Origin of the sequence: Mesorhizobium sp. M5C.F.Ca.IN.020.29.1.1 (assembly GCF_003997375.1) — a bacterium.
Lineage (GTDB): Bacteria > Pseudomonadota > Alphaproteobacteria > Rhizobiales > Rhizobiaceae > Mesorhizobium > Mesorhizobium wenxiniae.
On the sequence record NZ_RZSW01000921.1, the window covers coordinates 1 to 1,548 of the forward strand.

General features: G+C 65.8%; 1 protein-coding gene and 2 pseudogenes. All 3 read left to right on the forward strand.

Going from position 1 to position 1,548, the window contains the following annotated elements; genetic code table 11:
- Positions 1-347 (forward strand): annotated as a pseudogene (locus EOA85_RS34985) (amidophosphoribosyltransferase); the annotation flags it as partial.
- A gap of 112 nt (positions 348-459) precedes the next feature.
- Positions 460-1,206: an SDR family NAD(P)-dependent oxidoreductase gene (locus EOA85_RS34990; protein ID WP_127212706.1), complete on the forward strand. Its 747-nt coding sequence runs from the start codon at positions 460-462 to the stop codon at positions 1,204-1,206.
- 81 nt (positions 1,207-1,287) lie between these two features.
- Positions 1,288-1,548 (forward strand): annotated as a pseudogene (locus EOA85_RS34995) (hypothetical protein); the annotation flags it as partial.

A 1,548-nucleotide genomic window follows, 5' to 3' on the forward strand; every position in this document is an offset into this window, starting at 1 on the left:
GACAGGTGCAGATGGTGCGCGATGCCGGCGCCAAGGAAGTGCACATGCGCATCGCCTCGCCGCCGACGCGCGCCTCCTGCTTCTACGGCGTCGACACGCCGGAAAAGTCGAAGCTGCTGGCGTCGCGCATGTCGGTGGAAGAGATGGCCGAGTTTATCCGCGTCGATTCGCTTGGATTCCTGTCGATCGACGGGCTTTACCGCGCCGTCGGCGAGGCCGGTCGCGCCAATGAGCAGCCGCAGTTCTGCGACGCCTGCTTCACCGGGCAATATCCGACCCGGCTCGCCGACTTCGAAGGTTCGGACAATGTGCGCACGCTGTCGCTGCTGGCGGCGGGCGGGGCGTAGGTCTAGCTGGAACCCGCGAATTTCGCCGGTTTGCAAAATTTCGTCGCGATTGCTGTATCGCGGCCCTCTGTCCTGCCGGACATCATAGAGCGCTAACCTTCGGAGCTGCCCGGTGACCCCTGCCCTCGACCTTTCCGGCCGCGTCGCGGTCGTCACCGGTGCCTCGCGCGGCATCGGCTACTTCATCGCCCTGGAACTTGCCGCCGCTGGAGCGCATGTCATCGCGGTTGCCCGCACCGTCGGCGGACTGGAGGAACTCGACGACCAGATCAAGGCAACGGGCGGACACGCCACCCTTGTGCCGCTCGACCTCGCCGACATGGCCGGCATCGACCGGCTGGGCGGCGCCATCCACGAGCGCTGGGGCAAGCTCGACGTCCTGGTCGCCAATGCGGCGGTGCTTGGCGTCATCTCGCCGATCGGTCATGTCGAGGCCAAGACCTTCGAAAGGGTGATGACCATCAACGTCACCTCGACATGGCGACTGATCCGCTCGGTCGATCCGTTGCTCAGGCTCTCCGATGCCGGCCGCGCCATCGTGCTTTCCTCCAACGCCGCCCATTCGGCGCGAGCGTTCTGGGCGCCCTATGCGGCGTCGAAGGCGGCGGTCGAGACCATGATGCGTTCCTGGGCGCATGAGACCGAAAACTTGGCCCTCAGGGTCAATGCCGCCGACCCCGGGGCAACCCGCACCGCCATGCGGGCGCAGGCAGTGCCCGGCGAGGACCCGGAAACGCTGCCGCACCCCCAGGAGATCGCCAAACGCATCCTGCCGCTGGCCAGCCCTGCGCTTAGGGAAACCGGGCTGATCTTCCAGGCCAAGCACAACCGCTTTGTTGCCTACCGGCAGCCGGAGTAGACGCATCGCGCAATTTGGCGGAAGAATTGCACCGCCACCGACGTTGTTGGAATGCCAAACGTTCGCAAACGGAGGACCACCATGCGCAAACTGCTTCTCGTCACCGCCGCTGCATCGCTAGCAGCCATCGGCGGCGCATCCTCGCAGGATGCGACAATGAGCTTCTTCGTCACCAGCGTCGGCTCCGGCAAGGGCGCAGATCTCGGCGGCCTTGCGGGTGCCGATGCCCATTGCGGGTCGCTGGCCGAAGCGGCCGGCATTACCGGTAAAACATGGCGCGCCTATCTCTCGACCAGCGACACCGACGCACGCGATCGCATCGGCAAGGGACCGTGGTTCAAC